The sequence below is a fragment of the Hymenobacter psychrophilus genome (genome assembly GCF_900107135.1).
GTDB lineage: Bacteria > Bacteroidota > Bacteroidia > Cytophagales > Hymenobacteraceae > Hymenobacter > Hymenobacter psychrophilus.
Map to the genome: position 1 here is coordinate 56,590 of NZ_FNOV01000011.1, position 24,919 is coordinate 81,508.

The 24,919-nt window shown below is 62.8% G+C and carries 20 protein-coding genes and 1 pseudogene; 12 read left to right on the plus strand and 9 right to left on the minus strand.

The features are described 5' to 3' along the window. Positions 1 to 181: 181 nt before the first annotated feature. Both alaS and gatB read left to right on the plus strand, forming a co-directional pair. Complete coding sequence (gene alaS, locus BLW21_RS16225) at positions 182 to 2,914, plus strand: alanine--tRNA ligase (protein ID WP_092741954.1); 2,733 nt, start codon at positions 182 to 184, stop codon at positions 2,912 to 2,914. A gap of 177 nt (positions 2,915 to 3,091) precedes the next feature. Beyond that, positions 3,092 to 4,552 (plus strand): Asp-tRNA(Asn)/Glu-tRNA(Gln) amidotransferase subunit GatB, encoded by a 1,461-nt coding sequence (gene gatB, locus BLW21_RS16230; protein WP_092741956.1) that lies wholly within the window; start codon positions 3,092 to 3,094, stop codon positions 4,550 to 4,552. A gap of 93 nt (positions 4,553 to 4,645) precedes the next feature. On the opposite strand, the gene BLW21_RS16235 is transcribed toward gatB, so the two are convergent. Both BLW21_RS16235 and BLW21_RS16240 read right to left on the minus strand, forming a co-directional pair. Then, entirely contained in the window at positions 4,646 to 5,506 is an 861-nt protein-coding gene (locus BLW21_RS16235) for an SDR family oxidoreductase (RefSeq protein ID WP_092741958.1), read from the minus strand. A gap of 176 nt (positions 5,507 to 5,682) precedes the next feature. After that, the gene (locus tag BLW21_RS16240) at positions 5,683 to 6,549 is read right to left on the minus strand and encodes an AraC family transcriptional regulator (RefSeq protein ID WP_092741960.1); all 867 of its coding nucleotides are present in this window, start codon (positions 6,547 to 6,549) and stop codon (positions 5,683 to 5,685) included. Between the two features lie 216 nt (positions 6,550 to 6,765). On the opposite strand from BLW21_RS16240, the gene BLW21_RS16245 reads away from it, so the two are divergent. From BLW21_RS16245 to BLW21_RS16255, 3 genes are all read left to right on the plus strand, one after another. Then, positions 6,766 to 7,281, plus strand: a complete 516-nt coding sequence (locus tag BLW21_RS16245; protein ID WP_092741962.1) for a peroxiredoxin family protein — start codon at positions 6,766 to 6,768, stop codon at positions 7,279 to 7,281. An 85-nt stretch (positions 7,282 to 7,366) separates the two neighbouring features. Continuing rightward, on the plus strand, positions 7,367 to 8,398 hold the full coding sequence (locus tag BLW21_RS16250; protein WP_092741964.1) for a TlpA disulfide reductase family protein: 1,032 nt from the start codon (positions 7,367 to 7,369) through the stop codon (positions 8,396 to 8,398). A 191-nt stretch (positions 8,399 to 8,589) separates the two neighbouring features. Then, positions 8,590 to 9,747: a TlpA disulfide reductase family protein gene (locus BLW21_RS16255; protein ID WP_092741966.1), complete on the plus strand. Its 1,158-nt coding sequence runs from the start codon at positions 8,590 to 8,592 to the stop codon at positions 9,745 to 9,747. A 555-nt stretch (positions 9,748 to 10,302) separates the two neighbouring features. On the opposite strand, the gene BLW21_RS21250 is transcribed toward BLW21_RS16255, so the two are convergent. The 3 genes and pseudogenes from BLW21_RS21250 to BLW21_RS16270 all read right to left on the minus strand — a co-directional run bounded on the left by BLW21_RS21250 (position 10,303) and on the right by BLW21_RS16270 (position 12,725). Continuing rightward, a complete protein-coding gene (locus tag BLW21_RS21250) occupies positions 10,303 to 11,175 on the minus strand; it encodes a hypothetical protein (protein ID WP_139255259.1) in 873 nt (290 codons plus the stop codon). 173 nt (positions 11,176 to 11,348) lie between these two features. Further along, positions 11,349 to 11,900, minus strand: coding sequence for an acyl-CoA thioesterase (locus tag BLW21_RS16265; protein WP_092741970.1), 552 nt, complete (start codon positions 11,898 to 11,900; stop codon positions 11,349 to 11,351). A 165-nt stretch (positions 11,901 to 12,065) separates the two neighbouring features. Beyond that, positions 12,066 to 12,725, minus strand: a pseudogene (locus BLW21_RS16270) (protein-L-isoaspartate(D-aspartate) O-methyltransferase). 188 nt (positions 12,726 to 12,913) lie between these two features. Here BLW21_RS16270 and BLW21_RS16275 point away from each other — a divergent pair. The 3 genes from BLW21_RS16275 (at position 12,914) to BLW21_RS16285 (ending at position 16,162) form a co-directional block, all read left to right on the plus strand. Next, positions 12,914 to 14,335 (plus strand): sugar transferase, encoded by a 1,422-nt coding sequence (locus BLW21_RS16275; protein ID WP_245711928.1) that lies wholly within the window; start codon positions 12,914 to 12,916, stop codon positions 14,333 to 14,335. A gap of 98 nt (positions 14,336 to 14,433) precedes the next feature. After that, positions 14,434 to 15,024, plus strand: coding sequence for a riboflavin synthase (locus BLW21_RS16280; RefSeq protein ID WP_092742135.1), 591 nt, complete (start codon positions 14,434 to 14,436; stop codon positions 15,022 to 15,024). A gap of 82 nt (positions 15,025 to 15,106) precedes the next feature. Continuing rightward, positions 15,107 to 16,162: a serine hydrolase domain-containing protein gene (locus BLW21_RS16285; RefSeq protein WP_092741974.1), complete on the plus strand. Its 1,056-nt coding sequence runs from the start codon at positions 15,107 to 15,109 to the stop codon at positions 16,160 to 16,162. Positions 16,163 to 16,180: 18 nt separating this feature from the next. On the opposite strand, the gene BLW21_RS16290 is transcribed toward BLW21_RS16285, so the two are convergent. Continuing rightward, entirely contained in the window at positions 16,181 to 16,747 is a 567-nt protein-coding gene (locus BLW21_RS16290; RefSeq protein WP_092741976.1) for a flavodoxin family protein, read from the minus strand. Positions 16,748 to 16,844: 97 nt separating this feature from the next. Here BLW21_RS16290 and BLW21_RS16295 point away from each other — a divergent pair, with 97 nt between their 5' ends. Together BLW21_RS16295 and BLW21_RS16305 are read left to right on the plus strand one after the other, a co-directional pair. Then, a complete protein-coding gene (locus BLW21_RS16295; protein ID WP_139255260.1) occupies positions 16,845 to 17,471 on the plus strand; it encodes a helix-turn-helix domain-containing protein in 627 nt (208 codons plus the stop codon). A 411-nt stretch (positions 17,472 to 17,882) separates the two neighbouring features. Next, entirely contained in the window at positions 17,883 to 18,494 is a 612-nt protein-coding gene (locus BLW21_RS16305; RefSeq protein WP_092741980.1) for a hypothetical protein, read from the plus strand. 99 nt (positions 18,495 to 18,593) lie between these two features. Here BLW21_RS16305 and BLW21_RS16310 read toward each other — a convergent pair whose 3' ends face one another. After that, complete coding sequence (locus BLW21_RS16310; RefSeq protein ID WP_092741982.1) at positions 18,594 to 19,184, minus strand: phosphatase PAP2 family protein; 591 nt, start codon at positions 19,182 to 19,184, stop codon at positions 18,594 to 18,596. Further along, complete coding sequence (gene hemF, locus BLW21_RS16315; protein WP_092741984.1) at positions 19,178 to 20,191, minus strand: oxygen-dependent coproporphyrinogen oxidase; 1,014 nt, start codon at positions 20,189 to 20,191, stop codon at positions 19,178 to 19,180. The genes BLW21_RS16310 and hemF overlap by 7 nt, the downstream gene beginning before the upstream one ends. 594 nt (positions 20,192 to 20,785) lie before the next feature. On the opposite strand from hemF, the gene BLW21_RS16325 reads away from it, so the two are divergent. Next, positions 20,786 to 21,913, plus strand: a complete 1,128-nt coding sequence (locus BLW21_RS16325; RefSeq protein WP_092741988.1) for an MBL fold metallo-hydrolase — start codon at positions 20,786 to 20,788, stop codon at positions 21,911 to 21,913. Positions 21,914 to 21,985: 72 nt separating this feature from the next. On the opposite strand, the gene BLW21_RS16330 is transcribed toward BLW21_RS16325, so the two are convergent. Then, positions 21,986 to 22,513, minus strand: a complete 528-nt coding sequence (locus BLW21_RS16330; RefSeq protein ID WP_092741990.1) for a GNAT family N-acetyltransferase — start codon at positions 22,511 to 22,513, stop codon at positions 21,986 to 21,988. A 198-nt stretch (positions 22,514 to 22,711) separates the two neighbouring features. On the opposite strand from BLW21_RS16330, the gene BLW21_RS16335 reads away from it, so the two are divergent. Continuing rightward, the gene (locus tag BLW21_RS16335) at positions 22,712 to 24,892 is read left to right on the plus strand and encodes an alpha-ketoacid dehydrogenase subunit alpha/beta (protein WP_092741992.1); all 2,181 of its coding nucleotides are present in this window, start codon (positions 22,712 to 22,714) and stop codon (positions 24,890 to 24,892) included. The last annotated feature ends 27 nt before the right edge of the window (positions 24,893 to 24,919 follow it).

Here is a 24,919-nt window from a genome sequence, read left to right on the forward strand (position 1 = left end):
CTTCGTTCGAGCAATTACTTCGCACGCTCCATTTCTCACTTCTGCAAGATGGGCTACCTTTGCCGATAGCACCGGGAGCGTTATTTGCGAAAAATAGGCAAAAACCCGGTTGCCGCCAATTTCTGGTTTCACCTTCGGCTTACTGCCTCCTGAATGGGTGCCCGCAACGCGCCCCTGCCATATGCTCCCAACCGCCGCCCACGTCCGCCAGCAATTCCTGGATTTCTTCGCTTCCAAGGGTCACCACATCGTGCCCTCGGCCCCGATTGTGGTTAAAAACGACCCGACGCTGCTGTTCATCAACTCGGGCATGGCCCCGTTCAAGGACTACTTCCTGGGCAACAAACCCGCCCCGTTCAAGCGCATTGCCGATACCCAGAAGTGCCTGCGCGTGTCGGGCAAGCACAACGACTTGGAAGAGGTAGGCTACGACACCTACCACCATACCATGTTCGAGATGCTCGGCAACTGGTCGTTCGGGGATTATTTCAAGACCGATGCCATTGCCTGGGCCTGGGAACTGCTCGTGGATGTGTACGGCCTCGACAAGGACCGCCTCTACGTAACCTACTTCGAGGGCGACGCCGGCGACGGACTCGGCCCCGATACCGAGACCCAGGAGCTGTGGCGCAAGTACACCACCGACGCGCGGATTCTGCCTGGCAACAAGAAGGACAACTTCTGGGAAATGGGGGACACCGGCCCCTGCGGACCCTGCACCGAAATCCATATCGACCTACGCTCCGACGAGGAGCGGGTCGCCAAACCCGGCGCCGAGCTAGTGAATGCCGACCACCCGCAGGTGGTGGAAGTCTGGAACAATGTGTTCATGGAATTCGAGCGCCGGGCCGATAAGTCGCTGCTGAAACTGCCTCAGCAGAACGTGGATACGGGCATGGGCTTCGAGCGTTTGATGATGGCCGTGTCGGGCGTGAAATCCAACTACGACACCGACGTTTTCCAGCCGCTGATTCAGTTCATTGCGAAGGAAGTTGGCATACCCTATTCGGGAGCTTTTAGCTCAGAGCTGTTAGCTGATAGCTCTCCGGCAGATGACAGCACGGAAGCTAACAGCCAACAGCTAACAGCTAACAGCTCGGCAACCGCCAAGACCGACATTGCCATCCGCGTCATTGCCGACCATATCCGCACCATCGCCTTCACCATCTCCGACGGGCAGCTACCGAGCAATGTGAAGGCCGGCTACGTGATCCGGCGCATTCTGCGGCGGGCCGTGCGCTACGCGTTTTCGAGCCTGAACCAGAAGCAGCCGTTTTTGTACAAAATCGTGCCCGTGCTGGCCGACCAGATGCGCGGCATCTTCCCCGAGCTCAAGGCCCAGCAGCAGTTTGTACAGCGCGTGGTGGAGGAGGAAGAAATCAGCTTCCTCAAAACGCTCGAAAACGGCCTGCGCCGCCTCGACTCGCTCGAGGAAGGCTTCCGCCAGCAGGGTAACCGCATCGACGGCCCCACGGCCTTCGAGCTGTCGGATACGTTCGGTTTCCCGCTCGACCTGACAGCTCTGATTGCCCGCGAAAAGGGCCTGAGCGTGGATGAGGAAGGCTTCCAGCAGGCGCTGGCGGCCCAGAAAAGTCGCTCCCGCAACGCCCAGGAGGCCGAGCAGAGCGACTGGACCATCGTACTCGAATCGGAAGACGTGCCCGCCTTCGTGGGCTACGACCAGGCCGAGGCCCCGGCCCGCATCCTGCGCTACCGCCGCACCGACCGTAAGGGCAAAACCGAGTACCAGGTAGTGCTCGACCAGACCCCGTTCTACGCCGAGTCGGGTGGGCAGGTGGGCGACACGGGCTACCTGGAATCGCCGCTGAGTAAGGTGCGGGTGGTGGACACCAAGAAGGAAAACGACCTGATTGTGCACACCGTGCTGGAGCTGCCCCAGGATCTGGAGGGCGAGTTTCTGGCCCGCTACGAGCCGGCCCGCCGCGCCCAGATTATGCGCAACCACACCGCCACTCACCTGCTGCAGGCTGCCCTGCGCGAGGTGGTCGGCACCCACGTGGCCCAGAAAGGCTCGTTGGTGAACGAAAAGCTGCTGCGCTTCGACTTCTCGCACTTCACCAAGGTAACCGACGACCAGCTCCGGCAGGTGGAAACGCTGGTGAATGCCCGCATCCGCCAGCAGATTCCGCTGGATGAGCGCCGCAACGTGCCGATTGACGAGGCCAAGAACCTGGGCGCCACGGCCCTGTTCGGCGAGAAGTACGGCGAGTTCGTGCGCGTTATCACCTTCGACCGCGAGTTTTCGGTGGAGCTGTGCGGCGGCTGCCACGTGCGTACCACCGGCGACATCGGCTACTTCCGCATCACGAGCGAAAGCGCGGTGGGCGCGGGCGTACGCCGCATTGAGGCCGTAACGGCCGAGGCCGCCGAAGCTTTCGTGAACCAGCAGCTGGATTTGCTGGGCCAGGTGCGCGAGGCGCTGGGCAACCCACAGCACCTGCTGCCCGGCATCGAGAAGCAGACCGAGGAAATTGCCACCCTGCGCAAGCAGATCGAGCAGTTTGCCCAGCAGAGCATCAACCAGCAGCGCGAGCAGCTGGCGGGGCAGGTGCAGCCGCTCGGCGACGTTAATTTCCTGGCCGCGCAGGTGCAGGCCACGTCGGCCGAGGGCCTCAAAACCCTGGCCTTCCAGCTCCGGCAGGCCGTGCCCAACCTGGTAGCCGTACTCGGTGCCGAAATCGACGGCAAGCCCCAGCTGGCCGTGATGCTGGCCGATGAGCTGGTGGCAGCCGGTAAGCTCAACGCCAGTACGCTGGTGCGCGAGCTGGGCAAGGAAATCCAGGGCGGCGGCGGCGGCCAGCCGTTCTTCGCCACGGCCGGCGGCAAAAACGCGGCCGGGTTGGCGGCGGCTATTGGTAAGGCGAAAGAGCTGGTAGAAAAGGCGCTGGCGTAACTGCCCATGCTGGCGGCAGACAGTAGTTTTGCAGCCAGTTAATCCGTCAAAAACGGGTGTTGTGCTACCTGGCGCAACATCTGCCCCCAACATCGTGCGTTCACGCGCCTATCCGGGTTACCTTAGCACCCTCAATCAGCGTAATCCGCGGTAAAATCAGCGGTAATCTGTGATTCAATGGACGAACATATCAAAGCCAAATACCAGCCCGTCATCGGCCTCGAAGTACACGCCCAGCTGCTGACCCGCAGCAAGATGTACTCGGCCGACGAAAACGAGTACGGCGCCCTGCCCAACCACAACCTGAGCGTAATCACGCTCGGCCACCCCGGCACGCTGCCCCGCGTCAATCACTCGGCCATCGAGTTTGCCATGAAAATGGGACTGGCCACCAACTGTCACATCCGGCGCGACAATCTGTTTGCGCGCAAAAACTACTTCTACCCCGACCTGCCCAAGGGTTACCAGATAACCCAGGACAAAACCCCGATCTGCCACGACGGCCACGTGGAAATCCGCCTCGCCGACGGCGCCACCAAGCAGATTGGCGTCACGCGGATTCATATGGAGGAGGATGCGGGCAAGAGCATGCACCTGGCCGGCGAAGTGGAAACGCTCGTGGACCTCAACCGGGCCGGCGTGCCGCTCATCGAAATCGTGAGCGAGCCCGACATCCGCAACTCGGACGAAGCCTACGCCTACCTGGCCGAAATCAAGAAGCTGGTGGAGTACCTCGGCATCTGCGACGGCAACATGGAGGAAGGCTCGCTGCGCTGCGACGCCAACGTGAGCGTGATGCTACACGGTGCCCCCGAGTTCGGGGTGAAAGTGGAGGTGAAGAACATGAACTCGTTCCGCAACGTGCAGCGGGCCATCGAGTACGAGATTGAGCGCCAGATTCTACTGCTCGAAGCCGGCGAGGTAATCGACAGCCAGACCCGTGGCTTTGATGCTCCCACCGGCACTACCAACGCCCAGCGCAGCAAGGAAACGCTCAACGACTACCGCTACTTCCCCGAGCCCGACCTGCCCCCGGTTATCATTGATGATGCCTGGCTGCACCGCATGCAGGAGCAGATGCCCGCGCTGCCCCAGCAGCTCTACGCCCGCTTCACCGGCGAGCTGGGCCTCTCGGATTACGACGCCTCGGTACTGACCGCCGAGAAGGATTTGGCGCTGTATTTTGACGAGCTGACCCGCCTCACGCCCAACGCCAAAGCCGCCGCCAACTGGGTAACCGGTCCCGTGAAGGCCTACCTCAACGAGCGCGCCCTCACCCTCGACCAGTTCCCGCTCACGGTCCAACAGCTGGCCGACATCATCGGGCTTATCGACGATAATAAGGTGGGCCAGTCGGTGGCCAGCAAGCAGCTGTTCCCGTACCTGCTCGAAAACCCCACCCAAACTGCCGCCGCCGCCGCCGAAGCCCAGGGGCTCATGCAGCAGCCCCAGGACGCCGGGGCGCTGGAAGCCATGATTGCCCAGGTGCTGGCCGCCAACCCGGCCAAGGTGGCCGAGTACCGCGCCGGTAAAAAGAGCCTTACGGGTATGTTTATGGGCGAGCTGATGAAGCTGACCGGCGGCAAGGCCGACCCCAAAATGGCCAACCAACTGCTGCGCCAGCACCTCGACGGCTAAGCCCAAGGAGTAAAACAGCCGCTACCAAAGCAGCCGCACATAAAAAAGGCCCGCCGTAGTGCGGGCCTTTTTTATGGCTGAGAACTACCGCCGCTACAGCTCATACAGCATTTTCACGCCTTCTGTCAGGTTTGTGGGCTGGCGGCCCAGAGCATTTGCCAAGTCTGTGCTGACCTGCGCTTCCTGGCCGTTTTGGATGTCGGCCAGAAACCCGATGGTGCGCTCAATAGCCACCGCCGGCACTCCGCGCTGCTGCATGCCCGCCGCGAAGCTGGCCTGCCCGGCGGGCGTGTAGTTTACCGGCTGGCCCGAGGCCGCAGTGAGGGCCGCCGCTACATCGTGGAATGAGTAGGCCGCGCTACCCGTGAAGTGGTACGTGCGGTTGGCGCAGTCACCGGTGAGCATTACGTTGGCAATGGCTTCGCCCATTTCGTGGCGTAGGGCGTAGGCCACCCGGCCCTGGCCCGCCGGCAGCTGAATGCCCGTTTCCAGCACCTGCAGGCCAGTAAACAGGGGTAGCGTATCCATGTACAGGCTGTTGCGAAACAGTACAAAGGCCAACCCGCTCGCCCGGATGTAGTCCTCCGTCTGGAAGTGGCGCTGCATGAGCTGGTTGGTCAGGGTGGCCGGATTCTGGAGCGCCCGGCTGGTGTAGGCCAGGCACTGCACGCCGGCCCGTTGGGCGGCATCAACTACGTTGAAATGGTGTTGCAACGCCTCATCATCGCCGCCGCCTGATATTAGCAGCACCTTTTCGATGCCCTGCATGGCGCGGTCCAGGGCGGCCGGGTCGGCGTAAGTGCCCACGCGGATGTGCACGCCCCGGGCCTGTAAGTCAGTCGCTTTGGCTTCGTCGCGGACCAGTGCCGCCAGTTGCGAGGCGGGTGTTTTTTGCAGCAGCGTGCGTAGTACGGCCGTGCCTAAATGGCCGGTAGCGCCGGTTATTAACATCATGGTATAAGGGGTTGCCGGTGAAAGTGGATGACCAAGCAAGTCCGGCCGGCCCTGGCCAGGCCACTTTGGCGGACGCCGCGGGTTGGCCGGAATTGCAGGTGCAAAGTTGCGGCCCCCAGCCGGTCGGTAAAATGGCCGCAGGGCGGCAATGTATGGCGAAAAGTCGCCAACCCGGCTCAGTTGCCCTGCCGGTAAGCGCTAGGGGAAAGGCCAGTGTTTTGCCTGAAGAACCGGCTGAACGCGAACTGGTCGGCAAACTGCAGGCTCGCGGCCACCTGGTAAACCGGCAGCGTGGGGTTCTGCAGCAGGGTTTTGGCTTCCAACACCACCGCCTGGGTTATCCAGTCGCGCGCGGTTCGGCCAGTGGCCTCCTTCACCAAAGCGCTGAGGTGCTTGGGCGTAACGCAGAGTGCGGCGGCGTAGAACGTTACGCGCCGCTCGGCGAGGCAGTGGGTTTGTACCAGCTGCCGGAAACCGGCCGCCAACGCCTGGTTTCGGGGAGTGGCGGCCGGTGGGGCGGCCAGTGGCTGGTCGTAAATGCTGGCTACTTCATAGAGCAGGCTGGTGAGGATGTTTTGCAGGATATGGGGGCGCTGTACGTGGGGCGTGCGGTACTTCTGCTGCAGGAAGCGGAAAGACGCGGCAATGTTGGCCGCTTCCGGGGCCGAAAGCTGGCGCACGTACGCGGCGGGGGCCACAAAAAAGCGCAGCCGGTTCGTTGCCTTGTGGTGGGTGGTGATGAATTCGCGGGTGAAAAAGACGGACAGCGTTTCGTAATCGTCGGTTACGTGCAGCCACTGCTTGATTACCTCCGGCGTCGCCAGCACCAGGCAGCCGGGCGTTACCACGTAAGGGGCCAGGTCGATGGTCAGCTCGGCCTGGCCCCGCAGGCAGAGGCTGATTTTGTAGTAGTTGCCGCGGTAGGGCCGATGCAGCGGAATCCGGGGCCGGCCGGTTGCGTAATCGGGTACAAAAACCTCGGGCGCGGCCCCCTCGGGGTGGGCAAACGCCTGCAGCTGATAGGTAGGAATAGGAGCGCTCATGAGCAGGGCCGGCAGCGGTGGAACAGGAAGGAGCCGGATAACAGCGCGTGGCCCGGCTCCCGAAGATAGGCCGCCGGAGGGCGCCGGAAAGGGAGCCTGCACCGCACCCGTATCCGACCCGGGCTGCCAACGTTCGGGAAAGTAGCCGCGTGGTTGATTTGCAGTGCGGGCGAAATCCGTAGATTGGCAGCTACTTCACCTGTTTACGGCCAACTCATGCGCGGCTACTACCCCGGATTCTTCCTGTTTCTGCTGCTGGGCAGCTGCCAGCGGATTGGGGCGCCGGCCACGCCCGGCGCGGCCACCCAGAACCGCCGCGACACCCGACCAGCCTCGCCCGATTTCACGCTGCCCACTGCCGCCGATAAGCAGTTGGTGCTGAGTAGCCTGCGCGGCAGCTATGTGCTGCTCGATTTCCGTGCTGCCGGCTGCGCCGAGTGCCAGGCCGAAAACGCCAACCTGCGCAAGCTCTATAGCCAGTTCTACCACCGGGGGCTCGTTATAGTAAGCGTGTGGCAGACCGCCGACCCGGCCGCGTGGCGCGCAACTGTTGCCGCCGAGGCGTTGCCCTGGTCCCAGGTGCTGGACTCGTCGGGCGAGGCAGCCCGGGCCTACGAGGTCAGCCAGCAGCCTACCGCCGTGCTGCTCGACCCGCAGGGCTACGAGCTGGCCCGTAACCTGCAAGGCCGCGACCTGGGCCAGAAAATTTCAGAATATATTCCGCTAGATTAATCGGGTACAGATTCGGTTTTCATTCGCGCTGTGGTGCCTACCAGAAGCTGCGCATTTTCTCACTCTTATTCCTCAACCTGCCCCCATGCTTTCTGCTTTATTTCCCTGGCTGCTGAACTTGGCGGTTGCGCCGCCCGCCTACGTATTGCGGGGCCAGGTAGACCGCGTAGCTCCCGGAACTACCATTTACCTCACGCATTATCAGGATGCCTGGCGCACGCTCGACTCGGCTACCGTGGACGCGGCGGGCCACGTAGAGCTACGGGGAGAGTTGGCCGCGCCTATTATGGGAACCCTGAAAATCAAAGGGCAGAAATCCGTTTACCAGTTTCCCTTGCACCCCGGCGACGAGCTGGCCTTCCAACTCGCACCCGAGCAGAAAAGACGAAGGTTTACGGTTGCTGGCTCGGTTGGCGTTACGCAGTGGCAGCAGTTTCGGGAAGAAATTGCCCCGCACATGGTAGGCGCCACCCAGTTGCCCGCTACTAATGCCGACCTGCGCCGGCTCCGGGCCTTAGTGCGAACCACGCCCGACGATTTTCTGGCCGCTTATTTAACCAAAGCCTACCTGAGTCGTCAGGCCAGTCAGCAGGTATTTGTTGATTCGATGACGGCAGTGCTGGCGGGGCGGCAGCCCGCTTCAGCCGAAGTGCAGGCCCTCGGCAACCGCGTGCGCACCTCCGTGGCGGCCGTTGGGGCGGCCAATGCCCAGCCGGCCCCCGATTTCACGCTGCCCACTGTGGCGGGGCCGGTATTTAGCCTGAGCAGTCTGCGCGGCAAGTATGTGCTGCTCGACTTCTGGGCTAGCTGGTGCGGTCCTTGCCGGGCCGAAAATCCGCGCCTGAAAGCCCTGTATCAACAATACCAGACCAAAGGACTGGAAATTGTGAGCGTGTCGGTGGATAGCGACGGGGGCAAGTGGCGCAAGGCCGTTACCCAGGACCAGCTGCCCTGGACGCAGGTTTCGGATCTGAAAGGCTGGGACTCGCCTTCGGCCCAGCTCTACGGGGTATTGGCCGTTCCAAGTTCCTTCCTCATTGACCCCGCCGGTCGCATGGTGGCCCGTGATTTACGCGGTGAAGCGCTGGAAAAGCGCCTCCGTCAGATTTTGCAATAAGTATCTGTTAGTCAATATTATAAACGGCAAAAATTCTATTACTGACATCAGTGGATTGAACCGTCTGAGGACGGTCACAGTTAGGGGGGCGTCACCGGTTCCGGGCAAAATTGGCAACTTGCAGCCTGTTTCTAGGTCTTTGCCCCATACTCCGGTCCTCATCAGTGGCCGGTTCGCTTTCTGCTTAACGAATGAAAATGAAGAGCCTGCTCTATTTTGGCGCCCTGCTGGGCATGACCAATGCCTGTAACAAAAATGCCACGCCCATCACCAGCGGATCCGACGCTACCGGCTACGAACTGAGCGGCCAACTGCAAAACGCGCCTGCTGGTACCAAGGTGTACCTGGCCGAGCTGGGCGAAACCCAGTTCGTATCGCGCGATACGGCTACCGTTGATGAGAAGGGCCAGTTTGAGTTCAAAGGGCCGCTGACCGAGGCCGGACTCTATCAGGTGAAAACCACCGACCAGAACCAGGCGCTGGTAGTGCTCGGCCCCGGCCAGCGGGTGCAGCTGGCCGGCGACGCCCAGCAGTTGCCCGCCACGTACACGGTACAGGGCTCGCCCGATTCGGAGCTGCTGCGCCAGATAAACAAAGCCGCCGAAGCCAACCAGCAGCAGCTGCAGCGCGACATGCCGCGCCTCGAGCAGCGCTACGCCGCCGCCGCCCAGGCCGGCCGCACCGACTCGATGCAGGCCATTCAGGCGCGGGCCGAAGCCCTGCAGCGCCAGGGCCAGCAGCAGATGCTGCGGCTGGTACGCCAGAATCCAAGCTCCATCGTGTCGGGCTTCGTGGCCGCCAGCGTGCTCAACCCCGACGAGAACTTCGCCCTGGCCGACTCGGTGGCCACGGCCCTCAAGGCCTCGGCGCCCAACTCGCGCTATACCAAAACCCTGGCTACGCGCCTCGACGGCCTGCGTGCCACCGCCTCGGGCGCCACGGCCCCCGAAATCAGCCTGCCTACGCCCCAGGGCCCACCGCTGGCCCTCACCAGCCTGCGCGGCAAGTACGTGCTGATTGACTTCTGGGCCAGCTGGTGCGGCCCCTGCCGCCGCGAAAACCCCAACGTGGTGCGGGCCTACAACAAGTACAAGAACATGGGCCCGGGCTTCGAAATCTACGGCGTCTCGTTCGACCAGGACCGGGCCAAGTGGCTCAAAGCCATCGAAGCCGACGGCCTGGTGTGGAAGCAGGTGTCGGACCTGAAAGGCTGGGAGTCGGCCGCCGGCCAGACCTACGGCATCAAGTCCATTCCCGCCTCCATTCTACTCGACCCCCAGGGCCGTATCGTGGGCAAAAACCTGCGCGGTGCCGAACTGGAAGCCAAACTGGCCTCGGTGCTGAAGTAGTCAAGCAATTACTGCAATAGCGGTTGTGCGAACGGCGTACCTGCTCGGCTGTAGAGACGCATATTTGTGTCTTGTCATTAAATAATACCACAATAATGACAAGACACAAATATCCGTCTAAGCGATTTAGGAAATTATTATATGTAAGCCCAAAATGTAATCAGATGGTTTTTAAGATAGCAAAATGCCTGCTAATACTTCTTCTGTATTTATTCACAGTAGCACAATGTACCGGTCAAACTAGCAAACGTGGTATCAAAGTATTTTCTAAAGAATACGCTGTCGGCGATACATGTTATATAAATGTGAAAAGAATAGGAATTAGGGGGAGACCCGAATGTAATTCAGAAGTTCATTTTGAATTACATTCTCGTTACCTGTTAACTGTTGAAGAGATTCCTAATAATAAGTGGGTACGAGTAAGCCACATGGATGGGGACGTTGGAGTGGTAGGCTATTTACAAAAGAAGTATCTGTCGAAGAAACCACTATAATACTCAGTGCACTTCGTTGACGAAGGCGTAAGCTATCTTATGATAATGAAGTAGCTCACTTCTACACCCCAAACATGCGCTGGACTGACTGCCAGAGCTTCTTTTTGCGGCCGGCGTCGTATTCGAGCATCTCGATTTCGCTGGCCCCGAGGAAGGCGGTGTCGCCGTAGAGCAGCACGGGCTCGTAGGGCTGGGTGGTGTACACGGCCACATCGAGCAGGTTTTTGCCGAAGGCCAGAAACTGCCGGGCCGCCAAGTGCTGGCGCAGGCTGCACAGGGCCACCGGGTAGGAATCGTGTTCCACGTTCACGAGTACCACGTCCTCCATAATCAGGCGCAGGGCCTTGAGCAGATTGTTGAGAAACACGTTGCGCGGCAGCTTCCGGAACTGCGCCTCGGGCAGCCGCACCAGAATGACGAGGCCCCCGAAGTTGCTGCCCAACACAGAAAACGGCACGTGCGCCACCGGCGACTGGGAGGGCGTGGGCTGCACCCGCCCCGCCTGCGAAGCCGGTACGGCCGCCGCGGCCGGCAGTTGGCTTAGCGTGAGCGTAACGGCTGCCCGGCCCTCGGCAGCCGGCACCGGCGCAACGATTGGTGCCACTGGCGCAGCCGCGGCTACTACCGGCGTCGGAACTGGCGCTGGTGGCGCTGGCGCTGAGGTTTCCGGGGGCGTTGGCGCGGCGGCAGCAGCAGCAGCAGCTACCGGCGCCACGGCCGGCGGCATGGGTGGGAGTGGAGCTGGGTCGGGCTTAGCCGCAACCGGCGGAGTGGCTGGTGGGGGAGCACCGGCCGAAGCTAAAGCAACCGGAGCCGTAGGCGCGGGCGGCGCATCTGCTGCCGGCTGGGATGCGGTAGTGGGCTCGGGCACTACATAGAGCGAGGCTTCGGTGTAGAAGTTTTGGAAGAAGGCGAGCGTAGCGGCGTTGTCCATGCAAAAGAGCAGAGTAGGGGGCGTAGGGGCAATTTACGCATTCCCCAACGCCGATAAAAAGGCCTCAGCCCGCGAAACCGAAGTATTTCGCGGGCTGGGGATACAGAAAACTAGCAACGAGCCAGCAGCGCTACGCTGCTGGCAGTCAGCAGGTCGTTTCTTTCCTTACTCACTCAGCTTGCCGAGTCGTCCTCGGCGGCCTGGGCTACCAGGTCGAACAGGGCTTTGAGTTCGGTGGCCTCCTGCGGGGCCATGCGGCCGCCCAGCACCAGGCGCAGCTGGCGGCGGCGCAGGGCGCCCTCAAACAGGGCCTGCTCGGCCGCAGTTTCCGGAATAGCATCGGGCACATCAATCGGCCGGCCCGACTGATCGACGGCGACGAAGGTGAAAAACGCCTCGTTGGACTTCACCTTGGTGCCGCTCGGAATGTCTTCCGACCATACATCAATGTGCACCTCCATGCTGGAGCTGAACGAGCGCGTGACCTGGGCTTCAAGCGTAATAACGCTGCCCAGCTTGATGCCTTCGCGGAAGGATACGTTATCAACCGAGGCCGTCACGACGATGCGGTTGGAGTGGCGCTGGGCCGAAATGGCGGCGGCTACGTCCATCAGGTGCATCATGCGGCCACCCATCAGGTTGTTGAGCGTGTTGGTATCGTTGGGCAGCACCAGCTCGGTCATGCGCACGAACGAGTCTTTAACAGGCTTGGGTTTGCGGGTCATCGAAGAAAATTGAATTCAACTTAAGAGTGCGCAAAGGTAAGACGGTAGGCTGGTGAAATAGTGAATGAGTGATTTGGTGGATGAGGGCGTTCTGTTATTCTTCAACGGCCGTTCGCTTAGGAGGGGCAACAGAACGCCCTCATTCACCAAATCACTCATTCAATGCTAGCCCCAGCCGGCTTTGCCCAGCAGCGGCACAAACCGGAACTCCTCCAGCTCCTGGCGCGAAAATTCGTCTTCGCTTTCGCGTACCACGCGCACCATGCGCTGGCGGTTGGCGTCGCCCACCGGAATTACCAGCGCGCCGCCCACGCGCAGCTGCTGCAGCAGCGGCCGGGGCAGCGTGGGCGAGCCGGCCGTTACCAGAATCCGGTCGAAGGGCGCGTGCTAGGGCAGGCCCAGCGAGCCGTCGCCGCAGAACAGCTGGGGCGGCTGGGCCAGCCCGGCCAGACGGCGGGCCGTGCGCTCGAACAGCACCGGGTTGTACTCGATGCTAAACACGTGGGGCGTGAGCAGCAGCAGCACGCTACACTGGTAGCCCGAGCCGGTGCCGATTTCCAGCACCTTGTCGTGGGGCCCGATCCGGAGCAGCTCGGTCTGGTAGGCCACGGTGTAGGGCTGCGAGATGGTCTGGCCCTCGCCGATGGGGAAGGCCTTGTCGTGGTAGGCGTGCGACTGGAAGCCGGCGGCGAAAAACTGGTGGCGCGGCACCGTGCCGATGGCGGCCAGCACGCGCTCGTCGCGGATGCCCTTGCGGCGTAGCTCCTCCACCAGCGCGCGGCGCATTCCTCGGTGGCGGTACGTGTCGGGGGCAGCAGAATGCATAGGTGGCGGGATAGAAGCGGCGGACGCGGGCGAGCACCGGAGCGGGCTGACGGGTATTGCCTACCTTTACGCCGCTCCGAACGAACCGGCCCGGCAGCGAGGCCGGGCTAAGCGGAAGCGTAAAATTAGGGCTTCCGGGCCAGAAAAATCAGCTTTGCCGCCGGCCGAACCGCTTACCTGCTTCACTCTTGATTCGTACTCTGCAAAAAATGAAGCTGATAGCCGCCGACTTTGGGGCGGCGCTGCTGGCGTGGGTGTGCTTTTTTCTGGTGCGCAAGTACCTGTTGCGCGAAATCGGCCCCGATGCCGACTACCATTTCGCCGCCGATGCCGCCTTTCTAGCGGGCGCGTCGCTGATAATTGCTACGTTCTGGACGGGCCTGTACGCGCTGTTGGGCGAGTACAACGATATTTTCCGCAAGTCGCGGCTGGCCGAGCTGATCCGGCTGGCGCGCGTGTCGGTGCTGGGAGCGGTGCTCATCTTTTTCGTGCTGCTGCTCGACGACCAGGGCGTGCAGAACTACCGCAGCTATTACAAAACCATTACGGCCTACTTCCTGCTGCATTTCGCCATTACGGCCGTGCTGCGGCTCTGGGCCGTGCACAGCGTGCAGCAGCTAGTGCGCGGGGGCGTCATCAGCTTCAATACGCTGTTAGTTGGCTCGGGGTCGCTGGCTCTTAGCACCTGCCACGACCTGCGCCGCACCGGCCGCGAACTAGGCCTGCGGCTGGTGGGTTTCGCGCCGCTGGGCCCGGGCATCGACGCCGAGCTGGCGGTTGAACTGCCCGAGCGCGGCTCGTACCGCGACCTGCCGGCGCTGGTACAGGAGTTGAATCTGGAACAGATCGTGATTGCCATCGAACCCAGCGAACACCGCGTAATCGAGGAAATTCTGACGCTGCTCGAAGGCACGCCCGCCCGCATCAGCATCCTGCCCGACCTCTACCAGATGCTGCTGGGCTCGGTGAAGGTGAGCCACGTATTTGGTACGCCGCTCATCGACATCAAGCAGGATTTGCTGCCCATCTGGCAGAAGGTGGCCAAGCGACTGATCGATGTAGTGGGGTCGGTGCTGTTTCTGCTGCTGGGCTGGCCGGTGTACGCCTTCACGGCCCTCATGGTCCGGCTCTCGTCGCCGGGGCCGATATTTTACTCGCAGGAGCGCATCGGGCGCAATGCCGTACCGTTCCGCATCTATAAGTTTCGCTCGATGTACGTCGATGCCGAGCAGGCTGGCCCGGCCCTGTCGTCCGACCACGACCCGCGCATTACACGCTGGGGCCGCTTTATGCGCCGGGTGCGCCTCGACGAGCTGCCCCAGTTCTGGAACGTCATCAAGGGCGACATGAGCCTGGTGGGCCCGCGGCCCGAGCGCCGCTTCTTCATCGACCAGATCGTGCAAATTGCCCCCCATTACCGTCACCTGCACCGCGTGCGCCCCGGCCTCACCAGCCTCGGCCAGGTAAAGTACGGCTACGCCGAAACCGTGGCCCAAATGGTCGAGCGCCTCAAATTCGACATCCTTTACATCGAAAACATGAGCCTGGCCATGGACTTCCGGGTGCTGCTCTACACGCTCAAGATTATTATCGAGGGCCGCGGGAAGTGATGGACTGAAACATTTCTGCTGCCAGGGTTTTGTTATACCACCTGCTGCCTGTCCGAATCTGGCTGCCGCTCATTTACCACTTTTACCACTATCCATCTGTGTTTACCGGCATCATCGAAACATTAGGCAGCATCAGCGCCATACGCCGTGAAGGCTCCAACATCCATTTCACCGTAGCTTCGGGCTTTGCTTCGGAGCTGAAAATCGACCAGAGCGTGGCCCACGACGGCGTATGCCTGACGGTGGTAGCCGTGGACGCCGCGGCCGGCACCCACGTGGTCACGGCCATCGACGAGACGCTGCAAAAAACCAACCTCAGCACTTGGGCACCTGGCCGGCGCGTAAACCTGGAACGCTGCCTGGCTGCCAACGGCCGCTTCGACGGCCACATCGTGCAGGGCCACGTGGACCTGACGGCCACCTGCGAGTCGGTTGCCGACCAGAACGGCTCCTGGCTCTACCGCTTCCGCCACGAAGCCGGCCCCGGCCGCGTGACGGTCGAAAAAGGCTCCATCTGCATCAACGGCACCAGCCTCACCTGCTTCGAGAGCACCGACGACGGCTTCTCGGTGGCCATCATCCCCTACACCTACGAGCACACCACCTTCCAGGACCTGCGCCCCGGTGACCGGGTGAACCTGGAGTTCGACATCGTGGGCAAGTACGTGGCCAAGCTGCTCGGGAAGTAGCTTTATAGCCGCCGCTGGCACCGTATAGAACTAGGCTTCGGATTTGCCAGAGCGGGTGCGGCCGGCTTATCTTTCTGGCCCTATGCGCTACTTGCTATTACTTCTGTCGCTGCTGCTGGCCTGGCCTGGCAGGGCGCAAAACAGCCGCCTCGATTCGGTGCTGACGGCCGAATACGAGGCCGGTCATTTCAATGGGGCGGTGCTGGTGCTGAAAGCGGGCCGGGTAGTGGCCCGTTTCAATAAAGGCTACGCCAACCTCCAGTTTGCCGTGCCGGTTACCGACAGCACCCGGTTTCCGATTGCGTCGATGACCAAGACGTTTACGGCCCTGCTGACGCTGCAACTCCAGCAGCAGGGCCGGCTGAAACTCGCTGACAAAGCCGCCGCCTACCTGCCCGAACTGCCACCCGACTGCCAGCACATAACGCTGTTGGACTTGCTGACGCATTATTCAGGTCTTCAGAACGAGTCGGTAAACGCCTACGCTACCCGGCTGAGCCCAGCCGATTTCGTGCGAACATATGTTCGGCGCAAGGAAGCCAAAACGGCGCCCGGCTTCAACTACAACAACGTCGACTATATCCTGCTGACCCGGGTGCTGGAAGTAGCGGCCGGCCGGCCGTACCCGGAGCTGCTGCGGGAGGCTATTCTGGCCCCGCTGGGCATGCGTAATACGGGCGTATTGACCGATTACCGCGTTATTGCCAATCTGGCTTACGGCTACCACAACTATTCTTTTGGCGAGGGTAGCCCAGCCAAGCCGCTGCAAAACGATACGCGGGAGTTGCTGAATTATGCCGGTGCGGGGGCCGTGTACTCGACGGTGGAAGACTTGGGTAAGCTTGTAGAAGCCCTGCGCACCAACCGGCTGCTGCGGCCCCAGGCTACGGCCCAGCTGCTCATCAAGCCCCAGCAGCCGGCTTACCTCGACTATGCCCGGGGCCGCCCAACCGTTGGCTTCTACTACAACAACCGCACCTTTGGCCGGCCGGTGCTGGAGCGCCGCGGCAGTATCGACGGCTTCAACTCGGTGCTGCTCACGAGCCCCGATTTCAGCACGACGCTCATCATCCTCTGCAATACCGATACCGGCGACCTGGAGAAAATAGGTGACGCGCTGTATCCGCTGATAAAATAGGCTCGCAGGACTCTACTCTTAAGTTGATGCGGGTCCGAAAAAACCTTCTGCGGCCTGCCAGGCTGCTGCATCCTGACGGACGTCACCGGGGCGGGAGCCGTTGCCGTAGAGGTAGCCGCCCCAGGCCATGGGCATATAGCTGGCCGTGAGCTGCAGGGCTTCGTGCAGGGGCCGGGCCTCGGCTTCGGGGCCGCTGCCGGCCACCACGGCCCAGAGGGTTTTGCCCCGCATCTGCGCCCGAAAATCGAGGCCTGTCCCGCGCAGCCAGGCGCTCCAGTAGTCGAGGTAGTGCTTGGCGGGCGTGGAGAGGGCGTACCAGTAAAGCGGTGAGACCAGTACTAAATCGGTGGCCGCCAGCGTGGCAGCGAGCAGCGTTTTTTCGGGTCCGGCAGTAGGCGTGGGGTAGTGGTCGTCGTGCCGTCGGTCGATGAACGGGGGCAGCGGGTAATCGGGAAGAAACAACCACTGCTGCTCCGTTGCGGCGGGCAGAAATTCGGCGGCGCGGCGGGCCAGCAGCTCGCTGTTGCCGCTGCGGCGGGTGCTGCCCAGCAGAAAGAGAAAACGGCGGCGAGTGGAGTTGACCATAGGGGTTGTACCTTATCAGTCGGTTTTTTCAAAATAGGGTACACAGTTGTACCTTATTTTGTCATTGACTTCAGATAAGGTACAACTGTTTGCGCTTATGCCACGTCGGGCCATCTTTTCTGCCACCTTGCCGGCACAGGTGCGGCGGTATTTTGGGCTGCCCCAGTGGGAGCTGGCGGCATTTTTGGGCGTAAGTGCCGAGCTGGTGAAGCACATTGAGGCGGGCCGGCGCACGCTTACCGGCCCGGTGCTGCTGCGCCTCAACGAGCTGGCCCGGTGGTTGCCGGCCACCCCGGAGGCCCCCGGGCCGGGGCGGCCGGTCGCCCCAGACCCGCCAGCGGCGGCCAGCAGTGCGGACCCCGAAGCGGCGGCGCCGCTGCTGGCCCGGCTCGATGTGTGCCAGCACCGGGCCCGCCAGCTGCGCCGGCTGCTGGCCCGGCAGGAGGCCGACTGGTTGCAGGCCCGGCGCTGGGAGCAGGTGCTGCCCGCCCTGCTGGCCACCGCTCCGCCCGCCACCAACGTATCGGCCTGGGCCAACCAGCGGCGGCGGTGGCTGCTGGCCCGGCAGCAGGCAGTCGAGGAGGCATTGGGGGCCGCTGCCGCCGTTGGCTACCAGCTGCGCCGGGTGCGGGCCGAAGCCCTGGAGGCGGAAGTTGCCGCGCTCCGGGCCCTGCTGCCGCCCGCCGCGGTGGCTACGCTAACTGCCGGGGCCCTGCTGCCATAGGCCAAAGAGTACCAACGCATTTCAACCACGTCGAAATGCGAACCAATCGAGCCTAACGAAGGCGACAAGCGCTACATCCGCCGCGACGAGGACGGAAAAATCAAGGAATCAGTTGACCTCAGCAAGTCTTTCCCTCCTCCCTTGATGACCGCCGCCACGCCAAATACACCAGCCAGCCCGGCCACCACGACGAGGGCGACGGGCACACTGGCAACCGCCAGCCGGCCGAGTAGTCACTGCCCGCACAGTCTGATATTTGAAAAGCTAGCTGACACCTCTGTGAGCTGCCTCTTTTTACGCAACAGCATCAGCTGCCGGCAATACGCAAATAGCTGATTTTACAGCGCCTGGAGAATGATGTTTTTTAAAGATATTGCCGCGCTTATTCCTTCCACTTCAGTTTTCTGTGTTATGAAAAAACCTGCCTGGGCGCCATTGCTGGCGCTAGCCTTGCTGGCCGGTGCCTGCAACCAAACCACCCCCGCCCAAACCGCTACGGCCCCTGCCAGCCCGGCCACCGCCCCAACGGTAACGGCAGTAGCAGTGGCAGAAACTTCCGCCGCTCCCGAAACCATCGATTACCGGCAAATTCGCATCAACGGCCTGCCCTTCGAGACAACCACGGCCGAACTGCTAAAGGCCCTGGGCCCGCCCGACCGCATCAAGAAAGATGCTGTGGAGTGCGGCGGCCACTTCGAATTCAGTAAGGGCGACCACTACGAATATGGTCCCAGCCTGTTTGAAGTGAACGGCAAGCGGGCCGTAATGGGCACCGTAGACTTCAGCAGCGGCACGTTTCGCGTTACGATTGGCGGGCAGGTACTCGACCAGAATACGACGTTCGAGGAAATCCGCCAGCGCTACCCGCAGGCAGCCAGCAAGGTACACGACTGGCGGCCCGGGGGCACTACCGGGCCAACGTACCAAGGGGTAACCATTCAAGAGCCCGGAACAGATGATTCGTTGGGCCTGTATTTTCAGAACGGCAAGCTGGTTCGGTTTGATGCCTTCTCGCCCTGCTGATACGCGGTGGGCCTGATGGTGCCGAACAAGCAAAATCCCCCGGCACCCGCGCCGTACGCGCCGTGGCCGGGGGATTTTGCTTGTTCGGCTACGAGCGGTTCAGAGTGCCTCGGCGGCCGTTTCGTGGGGCCACCAGCGGGCCGCCAGCCGCTGGTAGGCTTTGGCGCAGCCCCAGGCCGTGAGGGAGCCCAGCAGCGCCCCGGCCAGCACATCGGTGGGGTAGTGGGCGGCTAAGTACATGCGGCTGTAGCTCACCACCAGGGCCCAGGCAAACAGCAGCGCCTTGGCCACCCGGTAGCGGCGGGGCAGCACCAGGGTCATAAACACGGCCAAGGCGAAGGCATTGGCCGCGTGCGACGACAGAAACCCAAACTGCCCGCCGCAACCGTGGGCCAGGTTGAGCGCGGCCGATAGGTCGGGGTCGTGGCAGGGGCGCAGGCGGGCGAAGTAGGGCTTGAAGAAGCGGCTGGAAATTACATCGGCCAGGGCGATGCTGGCGCCCAGCAGCGGCAGCAGCAGCCGGGCCCGGCGGCCATAAACGTAGATGAGCACGACCAGCAGCACGAAATAGGCCGGAAACCACACGAAGCGTTCGGTGAAGAACACCATCCACTTGTCGAGGCCGGGCGAGCGGTTGGCGTTGGCCGCTACCAGCAGCCAGCGGTCCAGAGCCTGCAGCTGCTCTAGCACTGGCCGGTGGTTTCAGCGGTGGAAGGGTCGGCCCTCGGGCCAACCGCCGCGCTGGCGCCCAGCCAGTCGAGGCCGGGGCGCAGCCACTGCTGGGTGTCGGCCTCGGGCGAGTCGGGGGCGGGCTGCAGGTTGTAGTGCCACTCGGCCTGGGGCGGCAGGCTCATCAGAATGCTTTCGGTGCGGCCGCCGGTTTCGAGCCCGAAGCGGGTGCCCCGGTCGATGGCCAGGTTGAACTCGGCGTAGCGGCCGCGGCGCACCAGCTGCCACTTTTTCTGGGCTTCGGTGTGGGCTTGGCCGGCATTCTGGCGCAGTAGTTTGCAGTAGCTGCGGCCGTACACCTCGCCCACGGCCCGCACAAAAGCAAACAGCTGCTCGGCATCGGCCTCTTTGCCCACGATGAGGCGGTCGAAGAAGATGCCGCCCACGCCGCGGGTTTCCTGGCGGTGGGGTAGGTAGAAGTACTCATCGGCCCACTTTTTAAAGCGCGGGTAATAGCCGGCGCCGTGCTGCTGGCAGACCTGGGCAATTTGCTCGTGAAACCAGCGCGCCTGGGCCACGTCCACGTAAATCGGGGTCAGATCGAGCCCGCCGCCAAACCAGGCCTCCCCGTTGCCGGCCTCGAAATAGCGCACGTTCATGTGCGAGATGGGGGCCAGCGGGCTGCGCGGGTGCTGCACCACGCTCACGCCGGTGGCAAAATAGTCGGGCGAGGGCATGAGCAGCTGCCGGGCTGCGGCGTCGCTCATGCGGCCTTCCACAGCCGAGAAATTCACGCCGCCTTTTTCGATGAGGGTGCCTTCGGTAAGCACCCGCGAGCGGCCGCCGCCACCGCTGTGGTGCTGCCAGGCATCTTCGCGGAAGCGGCCGGAGCCGTCGGTGGCTTCGAGCTGCTGGCAGAGCCAGTCCTGAAACAGGCGCATCCAGGCCTCCACGGTGTCGCGGAAGCGGGGCAGCCCGGTGGGCGGGGCGGGAAAGGGGGCGAGGGTGGAAGCAGGAAAATCGGGCATCGGGGCAAAGGTAAAACTTTCCGTTGGCCGGTTGTTTCTACCGCCCTCAGTTAACTACCGGCACACGGTAAACCGAAGGCTATCCGGCAGCAGAAGCAGCGGTGGCTCGGAGCGGCGGCCGGCTTCATCAACCCCAAACCGGACCTGGTATTGTTCGCCCGGTTCCAAACGATAACGACTTAAAAAGGTGCTTTGATCATCGAGCTGCACCTGTCCCCGCGCCGGTATCACGAGCCGGAGTGGGAGGGTGCTGGTAGCGTGTGCAGTAGTCGGCAGCTGGGGTGAGGTTAGGCAACTCACGCACGCTGGCGTCCGCATCTGCAGGCGAAGCTCCAGGGTCTGAAGCGTAACCGACCGCGGGTTGGGGTTGGTAAGCACGTAATGAATGGTGGTCGCTCGGTTGGCGGGCACGCACCCCGGCAGGCTCACTTCGACCGTAACTGGCTGGAGCGGCGGCAGCCGGGGAGAGCAGGCCCCGCCCAGTAACCCCGGCAGCAGCAGTAGTATCTGCAACTTAAAAAGTCGAGCGTAGCTACGGGGCTGCAACATCTGGCTTCGGGTTATACTTGTTGAAAGATATGATTTCTTCTGCGCATGAATAAGAAAGCGAAACGTGTCGGCCAGTCAATAATTGGTCTTGTGGGGCTGCTGCTACTGGCCGGCGCCACCTTCGCCGGGCTAAGCCCCCAGCTGGGTGGCACGCCCACCAAAGCCGAAAAGGCCCGCTATGCCCGCAGCGGCCATTACCTGGAGGGCGAATTTTACTATCCCTGGAAGACCACTGAGCTGATGACCGGCGGCAGTATGGCCCAGGTGATGTGGGAGTTTCTGTTCAACCAAACACCCGGCCGCAAGCCCCCCGGCCCGCTGCCCATGCAGCTGCTCGATTCGCTGAGTATTGTGGCTAAAACGCCCGAGCTGCTGCGCGTAACGTGGTTCGGGCACTCGGCCAGCCTGCTCGAAATCGGGGGGCAGAATATTCTGTTCGACCCCATGCTGGGCCAGGATATGGGGCCGATAAGCTGGGCCACGCCCAAGCGCTACAACCCCCGCGTGCCCATCTTCACCGGGCAGCTGCCACCCATCACGGCCGTGCTCATCTCCCACGACCACTACGACCACCTCGATTACGAAACCATCCGCCAGCTCCGGAGCAAAACCCGCCTGTTTATAGTGCCGCTGGGCATTGGCGCCCACCTGCGGGCCTGGGGCGTCGATACGGCCCGCATCCGCGAGCTGGACTGGAACGACTCGGTGCAGGTGGCGGGCCTGACGATTGTGAGCACCCCGGCGCGGCACTTTTCGGGGCGCGGGCTCACCAACCGCAACTCCACTTCCTGGAGCAGCTGGGTGGTAAAGTCGGCCACCCGCCGCGCTTTTTATAGCGGCGACGGGGGCTACGGCCCGCACTTCGCCGCCATCGGCCGCCAGTACGGCCCCTTCGATGTAGGGCTGCTGGAATGCGGCCAGTACGACCCGCATTGGGCCGACATCCACATGCTGCCCGAGCAGAGTGTGCAGGCTGCCCGCGACGTGCGGGCCGCCGTGATGCTGCCCGTGCATTGGGGCGCTTTCACCGAGGCCAACCACCCCTGGAATGAGCCGCCGCGCCGCGCCACCGCCGAAGCCGCCCGCCTGGGCCAACCGATAACCACGCCCGAGCTGGGCCAGCCCGTTACGTTCGACGGCCGCCCGCTGCCGCAAGAAAGGTGGTGGGAGTAGTGGTGAGTGAGGGGGAAGGAGAAAGAACGTCATGCTTCGGCAAGCTCAGCATGACGTTCTTTTTTTACTATCTCACTTCTCCATCTCCTTCCGCAATACCATCAGCACCAGTGGCGCGGCTTGCAGCGGCACGCCGAAGCGGGTGTCGGTGGGGAAGGCCACGGTTTCGGAGGTGCGCTGGTAGCCCAGGCGCTCGTACCAGGCCAGCAGCTCGTGGCGGACGGAAATGACGGTCATGCGCACGGCGGTGCAGCCGAGGTTGCGGGCGTGGCTTTCGGCGGCCTGCACCAGCTGCCGGCCCACGCCGCCGGCTTGCAGCGTGGGCTCTACCGACAGCATGCCCAGGTATAGCTCGGGGCCTTGATGCTGCAGAAACACGCTGCCGATCAGCTCATCGTCGGGGGGCCGGCGGGCCAGCAGAAACTGTGCGGCGGGCTTTTCGAGTTGCTCGCGCAGGTCGGCTTCATCGGTGCGCTGGCCGGCAAGCAGCGCCGCTTCGGTGGTCCAGCCCTGCGTTGACGCTTCGCCCCGGTAGGCGCGGTTGACGAGGCGGTTGAGGGCCGGAAGGTCGGCTGGCGTGGCGGGGGCGAAGTGAAGCATCAGGTGAACTGGTGAAATAGTGAGGTGGTGAAATGGTGAGTTGCCGCTGCGGCCAGTGCGGCCAGCGCCGGTGACAAACCGGTGAGGGTGGCGCAAGTTGGGCCGCCAAAACGTCAAACGCACCATTTCACTATCTCACCACCTCGCCTAAAGCCATTTCACCTTTCGTAACTTCGCCCCAGTACCCACCCTCCGCCCATGACCTTCGAAACCGCTCCCGCCCCGGAAATCGATTTGACTGCCACCCACGCTTCGCCCGAACTGCTGCGCCGCGCCTACCGTCTGCTGCGTACCAGCGACGAACTGGCCCGCCTCTACGAAGAAAACAAGGCTTTAACGGCCAAATACGTGCACGCCACGGCCCGCGGCCACGAGGCCATCCAGCTGGCCGCCGCCACCTGCCTCGGCCCCCAGGACTACGCCGCGCCCTACTACCGCGACGACGCCATGTTGCTCGGCATCGGCCTGACGCCCTACGAGCTCATGCTCCAGCTCATGGCCAAGCGCGACGACCCGTTTTCGGGCGGCCGCACCTACTACTCGCACCCTTCATTGCGCCGGGCCGGCTTCCCCACCATTCCGCACCAGAGCTCGGCCACCGGCATGCAGGCCATTCCGGCCACCGGCGTGGCCCAGGGCATCAAGTACCTGGAAATTCCGAAATTATTGAGGCTGCCAACTGGTCCAAGTGACTTTTATGAAAGCGGGCAGCCAGTGCCCGGCCTCTATGGCCTAGTGCAGACCGAGGAACATGCCGTTGATAAACCGCTGGTAATTTGCTCGATTGGCGACGGGGCCATGACCGAGGGCGAAGTGAGCGAGGCCTTGCAGATGGCCGTGCTGCACCAGCTGCCCATTATTTATCTGGTGCAGGACAACGACTGGGGCATTTCAGCTACCGGCCGCGAGATGCGCACGATGAACGCCTACGAGTTTGCGGCCGGCTTCAAGGGCCTGCACCGTTTGCAGACCGACGGGGCCGATTTTCTGGCCAGCTACGCCACCATGCAACAGGCCGCCGCCCACGTGCGCGCCCGGCGCGGCCCCGTGCTGGTGCACGCCAAATGCCCGCTGCTGGGCCACCACACCAGCGGCGTGCGCCGCGAGTGGTACCGCGGCGACGATTTGGCCCAGCACACTCTTCAAGACCCGCTGCCCCGTTTCCACAAGCAAATGCTGGCCCTGGGCTTTGCCGAAACCGAGCTGCAGCAGCTGGCCGACGAGGCCCGCGCCACCGTGCAGACCGACTATGAGCGCGCCCTGGCCGCGCCCGACCCCGACCCGGCCACCTTCGCCGACCACGAGTTTGCCCCGCCGGCCGTGACGGAGGAAACCGGCGAGCGGGCCCCCGCCGGCGCCGACAAGGCCCTGATGGTGGATGCCGCTTTGCACGCCGTGGATGACATTCTGCGCGAGTTCCCAGAGGCCCTGTTCTACGGCCAGGACGTGGGCGGCGAGCTGGGCGGCGTCTTCCGCGAGGCGGCGCTGCTGGCCAAGAAGTACGGCGACGCCCGGGTATTCAATACGCCCATTCAGGAGGCCTACATTGTGGGCAGCACGGCCGGTATGAGCGCCGTGGGGGCCAAACCCATTGTCGAAATTCAGTTTGCCGACTACATCTGGCCCGGCCTCAACCAGCTGGTCGAGGAACTCAGCAAATCCTGCTACCTAAGCAACGGGCAGTTTCCGGTGCAAAGCCTGATCCGGGTGCCCATCGGGGCCTACGGCGGGGGCGGGCCCTACCACTCGGGCTCCATCGAAAGCACGCTGCTCACTATTCGGGGCATTAAAGTGGTGTACCCCAGCAACGCGGCCGACATGAAGGGCCTGCTGCGGGCCGCCTTCCTCGACCCCAACCCGGTAGTGCTGCTCGAACACAAGGGCCTGTACTGGAGCAAAGTACCCGGCACCGAGGAGGCCAAAACCATCGAGCCGGCCACCGGCTACGTCATCCCGCTGGGGAAGGCCAACATCTTCCAAGCCGCCGACGCCCAAAAGCTAGCCAACGGCGAAACCTGCGTGGTGATTACCTACGGCATGGGCGTGCACTGGGCCCGCACGGCCAGCAAGCAGTTCGCCGGCCAGGTCGAAATTCTGGACCTGCGCACGCTTAACCCCCTCGACTGGGACGCCGTGCAGGCGGCCGTGCGCCGCCACGGCAAGGCCTTGGTGCTCACCGAGGAACCCCTCATGAACTCCTTTGCCGAAAGCCTGGCCGGCCGCATCCAGCGCCACTGCTTCCGGCAGCTCGACGCGCCCGTGTTCACGCTCGGCGCCGCCAACCTGCCCGCCATTGCCCTCAACGTGGAGCTGGAAAAGCAAATGCTGCCCAACCCCGAAAAAGTAGCCACCGCCCTGGCCGAGCTGCTCGGGTATTAGGAGTAAGGAATCAGAGGAAGACCGTCA

What these genes read in the sequence shown, in the direction of transcription:
- BLW21_RS16295 (WP_139255260.1), top strand. Translation starts at nt 16,845, where the DNA reads ATGCCACGTCGGGCCATCTTTTCTGCCACCTTGCCGGCACAGGTGCGG.
- BLW21_RS21250 (WP_139255259.1), bottom strand. Translation starts at nt 11,175, where the DNA reads ATGGACAACGCCGCTACGCTCGCCTTCTTCCAAAACTTCTACACCGAA.
- BLW21_RS16305 (WP_092741980.1), top strand. Translation starts at nt 17,883, where the DNA reads ATGAAAAAACCTGCCTGGGCGCCATTGCTGGCGCTAGCCTTGCTGGCC.
- BLW21_RS16240 (WP_092741960.1), bottom strand. Translation starts at nt 6,549, where the DNA reads ATGAGCGCTCCTATTCCTACCTATCAGCTGCAGGCGTTTGCCCACCCC.
- BLW21_RS16255 (WP_092741966.1), top strand. Translation starts at nt 8,590, where the DNA reads ATGAAAATGAAGAGCCTGCTCTATTTTGGCGCCCTGCTGGGCATGACC.
- BLW21_RS16250 (WP_092741964.1), top strand. Translation starts at nt 7,367, where the DNA reads ATGCTTTCTGCTTTATTTCCCTGGCTGCTGAACTTGGCGGTTGCGCCG.
- BLW21_RS16290 (WP_092741976.1), bottom strand. Translation starts at nt 16,747, where the DNA reads ATGGTCAACTCCACTCGCCGCCGTTTTCTCTTTCTGCTGGGCAGCACC.
- alaS (WP_092741954.1), top strand. Translation starts at nt 182, where the DNA reads ATGCTCCCAACCGCCGCCCACGTCCGCCAGCAATTCCTGGATTTCTTC.
- BLW21_RS16335 (WP_092741992.1), top strand. Translation starts at nt 22,712, where the DNA reads ATGACCTTCGAAACCGCTCCCGCCCCGGAAATCGATTTGACTGCCACC.
- BLW21_RS16245 (WP_092741962.1), top strand. Translation starts at nt 6,766, where the DNA reads ATGCGCGGCTACTACCCCGGATTCTTCCTGTTTCTGCTGCTGGGCAGC.
- gatB (WP_092741956.1), top strand. Translation starts at nt 3,092, where the DNA reads ATGGACGAACATATCAAAGCCAAATACCAGCCCGTCATCGGCCTCGAA.
- BLW21_RS16330 (WP_092741990.1), bottom strand. Translation starts at nt 22,513, where the DNA reads ATGCTTCACTTCGCCCCCGCCACGCCAGCCGACCTTCCGGCCCTCAAC.
- BLW21_RS16325 (WP_092741988.1), top strand. Translation starts at nt 20,786, where the DNA reads ATGAATAAGAAAGCGAAACGTGTCGGCCAGTCAATAATTGGTCTTGTG.
- BLW21_RS16285 (WP_092741974.1), top strand. Translation starts at nt 15,107, where the DNA reads ATGCGCTACTTGCTATTACTTCTGTCGCTGCTGCTGGCCTGGCCTGGC.
- BLW21_RS16235 (WP_092741958.1), bottom strand. Translation starts at nt 5,506, where the DNA reads ATGATGTTAATAACCGGCGCTACCGGCCATTTAGGCACGGCCGTACTA.
- BLW21_RS16265 (WP_092741970.1), bottom strand. Translation starts at nt 11,900, where the DNA reads ATGACCCGCAAACCCAAGCCTGTTAAAGACTCGTTCGTGCGCATGACC.
- hemF (WP_092741984.1), bottom strand. Translation starts at nt 20,191, where the DNA reads ATGCCCGATTTTCCTGCTTCCACCCTCGCCCCCTTTCCCGCCCCGCCC.